At 57.8% G+C, this 6,845-nt stretch carries 4 protein-coding genes, 1 pseudogene and 1 other annotated feature; all 5 genes and pseudogenes read right to left on the reverse strand.

Annotated elements, in window-relative coordinates; genetic code table 11:
- Window positions 1–128: 128 nt before the first annotated feature.
- Window positions 129–935, reverse strand: a complete 807-nt coding sequence (trpA, locus tag ACETPC_RS01585; protein WP_380178832.1) for a tryptophan synthase subunit alpha — start codon at window positions 933–935, stop codon at window positions 129–131.
- Window positions 935–2,125: a tryptophan synthase subunit beta gene (trpB, locus tag ACETPC_RS01590; protein ID WP_380177978.1), complete on the reverse strand. Its 1,191-nt coding sequence runs from the start codon at window positions 2,123–2,125 to the stop codon at window positions 935–937. The genes trpA and trpB overlap by 1 nt, the downstream gene beginning before the upstream one ends.
- A 47-nt stretch (window positions 2,126–2,172) precedes the next feature.
- Entirely contained in the window at window positions 2,173–3,531 is a 1,359-nt protein-coding gene (gene trpCF, locus ACETPC_RS01595) for a bifunctional indole-3-glycerol-phosphate synthase TrpC/phosphoribosylanthranilate isomerase TrpF (protein ID WP_380177980.1), read from the reverse strand.
- A 1-nt stretch (window position 3,532) separates the two neighbouring features.
- Window positions 3,533–5,123, reverse strand: a pseudogene (gene trpD / locus ACETPC_RS01600) (bifunctional anthranilate synthase glutamate amidotransferase component TrpG/anthranilate phosphoribosyltransferase TrpD).
- The gene (locus ACETPC_RS01605) at window positions 5,123–6,682 is read right to left on the reverse strand and encodes an anthranilate synthase component 1 (protein WP_380177982.1); all 1,560 of its coding nucleotides are present in this window, start codon (window positions 6,680–6,682) and stop codon (window positions 5,123–5,125) included. Before ACETPC_RS01605 ends, trpD begins: the two are co-directional and overlap by 1 nt.
- 25 nt (window positions 6,683–6,707) lie before the next feature.
- Window positions 6,708–6,806, reverse strand: a sequence feature (Trp leader region).
- Between the last annotated feature and the right edge of the window lie 39 nt (window positions 6,807–6,845).

Below are 6,845 nucleotides of genomic sequence, written 5' to 3' on the forward strand. Positions count from 1 at the left end.
TAAAATACTCGTAGAATTTATAACCTGTAAAGCTATTTATTTACACAGTATGACGCCGCTAAGCGGTCCAGCGGCAGATTATTCAGCGCGTTTTAATGCCCCATCAGAACAATGAGGCACAGAGGAAATTAACGCGTGGCGGCCTTCAGCTTCGCCACAAATGCTTCCAGCTCTGCCAGCATAACGGCAGGTTCATTATGATGGCGCTCGATGATTTTCACGATCGCAGAGCCGGAGATTGCGCCCGCAGCGCCGGCGGAAAGCGCCTCTTTTACCTGGGAAGGTTCAGAGATGCCGAAGCCCTGCAGCGGCGGTGCGGCGTGATATTCGGTGAGCTTAGTCACCAGATGCTGTAGCGACTGGCTGACGCCACGGCTCTCTGTACCGGTTACGCCCGCGCGGGAAAGCAGATAGGTATAGCCACGACCGTGCGAGGCGATCTCCCGCAGTAAGTCATCGCTGGCGTTAGGCGGACAGATAAAGATTGGCGCAACGTTATGGCGCATTGCAGACTGGCGGAACGGCGCGGACTCTTCTACCGGCACATCTGCTACCAACACGGAATCCACTCCCACTTCCTGGCAGCGCGCATAGAAGCTATCGATACCGTTGGAGAAAACCAGGTTAGCGTACATCAGCAGGCCAATGGGGATCTGCGGATGCTTCTGACGCACCGCGGCCAGCAGCTCAAAGCATTGCGCAGGGGTTACGCCAGCGGCAAAAGCGCGCAGCGTGGCGTTCTGAATGGTCGGGCCATCCGCCAACGGATCGGAAAAGGGGATCCCCAGCTCCAGCGCATCGGCACCGCCTGCGATTAGGGCATCAATAATCTGTAATGAGAGTTCCGGCGTAGGATCGCCCAGCGTGACAAAAGGAACAAAAGCGCCTTCGTTACGCGCTTTCAGGCGCTGAAAAAGCTGGTCGTAGCGTTCCATCATATCTCTCCCTTAGCTGTCAGAATATCGTGAACGGTGAAAATATCTTTATCGCCGCGGCCGGAGAGATTGACCACCAGCAGCTGCTCTTTTTCCGGCGCTTCGCGCATCATTTTCAGCGCATGGGCCAGCGCGTGAGAAGACTCCAGCGCAGGGATAATGCCTTCGCTGCGGCAGAGCGTTTTAAAAGCTTCCAGCGCTTCGTCATCGGTGATAGAAACATAGTCCGCGCGGCCGATGCTGTTAAGATGCGCATGCTGCGGCCCGACGGAAGGAAAATCCAGCCCGGCGGAGATTGAATAAGACTCCTCAATCTGTCCATCTTCCGTCTGCATCATCGGCGCCTTCATGCCGAAATAGATGCCGACGCGGCCATGTTTAAGCGGCGCGCCATGCTCGCCGGTTTCAATACCGTGACCAGCAGGCTCGACCCCGATCAGACCTACGGAAGCCTCATCGATAAAGTCCGCGAACATGCCAATAGCGTTGGATCCGCCGCCCACGCAGGCGATCACCGCATCAGGCAGACGGCCTTCCTGCTGCTGGATCTGCACTTTAGTCTCTTCGCCGATCATGCGCTGGAACTCGCGCACTATGGTCGGGAAAGGATGCGGGCCAGCTGCCGTACCCAGCATATAGTGGGCGTTTTCATAGCTGCCCGACCAGTCGCGCAGCGCCTCGTTACAGGCATCTTTCAGCGTGGCGGAGCCGCTGTGCACCGGAATAACCTCTGCGCCCATCAGCTTCATACGGAAAACGTTCGGCGACTGACGCTCGATATCCTTCGCGCCCATATAGATGCGGCACTTCAGACCCAGCAGGGCGCTGGCGAGCGCCGAAGCGACGCCGTGCTGGCCCGCGCCGGTTTCGGCAATGATTTCGGTCTTGCCCATGCGCTTCGCCAGCAACGCCTGGCCCAGCACCTGATTGGTTTTATGCGCGCCGCCGTGCAAAAGGTCTTCGCGCTTGAGATAGAGTTTGGTTTTGGTGCCTTTAGTCAGGTTTTTGCAGAGCGTAAGTGCGGTAGGACGACCGGCATAGTTTTTCAGCAGGCCGATAAACTCCGCCTGAAACTCAGGGTCGCGCTGGGCGCTGACGAAAGCTTCTTCCAGCTGCTGCAGCGCGGGCATCAGGATCTGCGGCACGTACATGCCGCCGAACTCGCCAAAATAGGGATTTAATAAAGTCATCTCGCTTCTCTTCTTCGCAATCGCGCCGCCGTAGCGACGCCGGACGGTCAGTAGGCTCTCAGGGTACGAAACGCTGAGGCGATTTTATCGGCATCTTTTACGCCGGGCGCGCTTTCCACACCGGAGTTAAAATCCAGGCCAGCGCAGCCGAGCTGGGCGGCGCTGACGCAGTTAGCGGCGCTCAGACCGCCTGCCAGCAGCACGTTATCCAGCTTTTGGTTTTCCAGCAGCGACCAGTCGAATTGCGTGCCGGTGCCGCCAGTGCCATTATCGAACACATAACGATCTACGTGTGGCCAGTCGCGTGCAGGCAGCGCGGTTTTAATGCTGAAAGCTTTCCAGATTTTCACTTCGGCAGGTAGCTGGCGGCGTAACTCCGCTACATACTCTTTGTCTTCATCGCCATGCAGCTGTACAGCAGACAGACCCAGCGTCTGACAAGTTGTGACAACGTCACTAAGTGCGCTATTGCGGAACACGCCGACATATTTCAGCGCGGCACCCGGCATCACGGTCTTAGCCTGCTCAAGGGAAACCTTACGTGGCGAACCTTCGGCAAAAATCAGGCCGCCATAAACGGCACCGGCTTGCAGCGCGCTTTGCGCATCTTCCGCACGGGTCAGGCCGCAGACTTTGTTATCGCCAATCACTACCCGACGAACGGCAGCGGAGAGATCCGCCTCCGACATCAGCGCGGAACCGATCAAAAATCCGTTGGCAAAATGGCTTAACTCACGTACCTGGGCATAGCTATTAATGCCGGATTCACTGATTACCGTTACGCCATGGGCAACTTTCGGCGCGAGGCGGCGAGTACGGTCGAGATCGATAGAAAGATCGCGCAGGTCGCGGTTATTGATACCGATTACTTTCGCGCCTAACGCAGTAGCTCGTTCCAGCTCCTCGTCGCTGATTACCTCGGTCAGCACGCCCATATTCAGGCTGTGCGCCACGGCGGCAAGCTGGCGATACTGCTCGTCGTTCAGCACGGAAAGCATCAGCAGAATGGCGTCCGCCTGAGAGTAGCGCGCCAGGTAAATCTGGTAAGGGTCGATAATAAAATCTTTGCACAGCACCGGCTGGGTGATGGCGGCGCTGACAATCGGCAGAAAATCGAAGCTGCCCTGAAAATATTTCTCGTCGGTCAGCACCGAAACGGCGGAAGCGTGATCTTTATAGATGCCTGCGATGGTCGCCGGATCGAAATCTTCCCGAATTAGCCCTTTTGAGGGAGAAGCCTTTTTGCACTCCAGGATAAATACGGTTCTGGCACCCGCCAGCGCATGATAAAAGCTGCGGCTGGCTGGTTCGATCTTATCCTGAAACGAGGCCAGCGGCTGCTGCTGCTGGCGCTCTGCCAGCCAGACCGCCTTATCCTCAACGATTTTGCTCAGTACGGTTTCCATATTATCCTCTTGCTGCCAGCGCGACCACGCGCTCATAAGCCTGGCCGCTGCGAATAGCTTTTAGCGCCTGTTGCGCGTTTTCCCGTAAATCTTCCTGGCCAAAAATCTTCAGCAGCAGCGCGACGTTAACGGCTACCGCTTCTTCGTGCGCCTGCTCGCCTTTACCCTGGAGTAATCGCGTCAGAATGTCACGGTTTTCTTCCGGTGAGCCGCCCGCCAGCGCCTCCTGCGGATGGAAGCTCAGACCGAAATCTTCCGGTGTTAGCTGATAGCTGGTGATCTCGCCGTCGCGCAGTTCCGCCACGTGCGTCGCGCTGTGCAGCGCCACTTCATCCATGCCGCCGCCGTGTACTACCGCAGCGCGCTGGTAGCCCAGTACTTTCAGCGTTTGGGCGATGGGCAGCACCAGCTCAGGACTGTAGACGCCGATCACCGCCAGCGGCGGCCGCGCCGGATTAATTAACGGGCCAAGCACGTTAAACAGCGTGCGGGTTTTCAACTGCTGGCGCACCGGCATCGCGTGGCGGAAGCCCGTGTGGTACTGCGGCGCAAACAGGAAGCAGACGTTAAGATCGTCCAGCGCCTGGCGAGCCCGTTCAGCGGGCATATCAAGATTAATGCCGAAGGCCGCCAGCAGATCGGAAGAGCCGGATTTGCTGGAGACGCTGCGGTTGCCGTGCTTGGCGACCTTCAGGCCGCAGGCCGCCGCTACAAAAGCGCTGGCGGTAGAAATATTAATGCTGTTGCTGCCGTCGCCGCCCGTGCCTACGATATCGGCAAAAGCGTAATCCGGGCGCGGGAAAGGTTTTGCATCCGCCAGCAGCGCCGTAGCGGCACCGGCGATCTCTTCAGGCTGCTCGCCGCGGATCTTCATCGCGATTAGCGCGCCGGCAAGCTGCGTTGGCTCCAGCTGGCCGGTAATGATAGCGGAGAAAAGCTGACGGCTCTCTTCACGGGTCAGGGTCTGCGCCTGGTAAAGTTTTTCCAGTATAGCGTTCATGATGCTCTCCTTATTTTGCCAGCGCCCAGGCCAAAGTTTGTTCCAGCAGGCGCGCGCCCTGAGTGGTCAGAATCGATTCCGGATGGAACTGGAAGCCGCAAACGCGATCGGCGTCGTGACGCACCGCCATCACCATACCGTTGAAAGTCGCGTTGACCGTCAGCTCGTTTGGCACCTTGCTGCCCACCAGTGAGTGATAGCGCGCTACCGGCAGTGGATTGCTTAGGCCGGCAAACATGCCTGTATCGTCATGGCTGACAGCGGAGGCTTTACCATGCAGGATTTCGCCAGCCTGGCCGACGTGGCCGCCGTAGGCTTCCACGATCGCCTGATGGCCCAGACAGATACCGATAATCGGCAGGCGTCCGCGCAGACGCAGCAGCAATTCCGGCATACAGCCTGCATCTTTAGGCGCGCCCGGGCCGGGCGACAGCAGCAGCACGGGATTTTCCATCTCCTGCAGCCGGGCGATCAGCGTATCGGCAGGTACATTGTTGCGATAGATAACTACGTTGTGGCCGAAAGCGCGTAGCTGGTCGACGAGGTTGTAAGTAAAAGAGTCGATATTATCGAGCAGCAGAATATCAGCCATCAGAAAATCTCCTTGCAGTGATGGGCAGTGGCGATAGCGCGCAGCACCGCGCGGGCTTTGTTACGGCTTTCATCGGCTTCTGCCTGCGGGTTGGAATCCAGCACCACGCCCGCGCCAGCCTGAACCGTAGCAACGCCGTCCTCAACATAAGCCGAACGAATCACGATACAGGTATCCAGATCGCCGCTGGCGGTGAAGTAGCCTACCGCGCCGCCATAGCTACCACGACGAGTACCTTCCGCTTCGGCAATCAGCCGCATGGCGCGAACTTTGGGCGCGCCGCTCAGCGTGCCCATATTCATACAGGCACGATAGGCGTGCAGCACATCCAGATCTTCGCGCAATTTTCCTACCACGCGGGAAACCAGGTGCATAACAAATGAATAGCGATCTACCTTGGTCAAATCGGCAACGTAGCGGCTGCCGGGTTCGCAGATGCGCGCCAGATCGTTACGCGCCAGATCTACCAGCATCAGATGCTCAGCCAGCTCTTTATGGTCGGTGCGCATCTCCAGCTCAATGCGGCTGTCGAGATCGCGATCCAGCGAGCCATCCGCGTGGCGGCCGCGCGGACGGGTTCCGGCAATTGGATAAATTTCGATTTGGCGGCTGACGGCGGAATATTTCAGCGAGCTCTCCGGCGAGGCGCCGAACAGGCTGAAATCCTGATCCTGCATAAAGAACATATAGGGGCTCGGGTTGCTGTTCTTCAGCGTATCGTAGGCGGCCAGCGGCGACGGGCAGGGCAGCGTAAAGCGGCGCGACGGCACAACCTGGAAAATCTCGCCGCTGCGAATAGCTTCCTGCATATTGCGCACTACCGAGCAGTACTCTTCATCGCTCTGGCTGACGCTCAGCGACATGCCGTCCAGCTGCTGGACCGGAATAGCGGGTGCGGGTTGCAGCATCTGGCTGTGCAGCTGCTCAATCCGGCGCTGCAGGCGTAAAAATTCGCCTGGAGCCTGGGTAAACAGGCTGGCCTGTAAACGCGCGCTCTGGCTCTGATGATCGATAACCAGCAAAGTTTCGGCCAGATAAAAACAGTAATCAGGGCAACGCTGGTCGTTAGCCAGCTCGGGCAGCTCTTCAAAACCAGCTACCAAATCGTAGGCGAACAGGCCGCCAAGTAGCATCGCTTCGCGCTCGTCGACCGGGCTTTTCAGCAGATGGGGGATCAGGCGCAGCGCGTCGAATACCGACAGCGTCTTCAGGCGGCTATCTTCATCCTGAACGGCGTTCTCCTGCGGAAAGCGTAATTCACGGCCATCGGGACGAACGGTATTGCTGACAGCATCGGGTAGCGCGGCATCCAGCACAGGCAGCAGCGCACGGCCATTTTCCGACAGCGCCTGAATGGTTACGGTATCGCCCAGCGCTTTAATGCGCAGTGCGCTGTCGATAATCAGCAGGCTCTTCAGGTTACGTTTGCTATCGATATCCGCGGATTCCAGCAGCAGCGTAGCGGGACGCGCACCGCAAAGCTGGTGAAAAAGCGCTGCCGGATCCTCGCGGTAGGGCGCATCGCCGGTAATTAACTTCACTGTCGATAAATTTTGCATAAGGTCAGTTCTCAAATATCAGCTAAAAAAAAAGCCCGCTTGCGGCGGGCCTGGGTAGCGTTACAGCGACTGCTGCGTGCACGACTCCTTCGCCCGATCAGGGAGAAGTGCGCCACCAGCCGTTCAGTGTGATTTTGATTGTCATTTTCCGCTACCTCAGTGT

This window comes from Pantoea sp. sgz302252 (assembly GCF_042610525.1).
Lineage (GTDB): Bacteria > Pseudomonadota > Gammaproteobacteria > Enterobacterales > Enterobacteriaceae > Erwinia.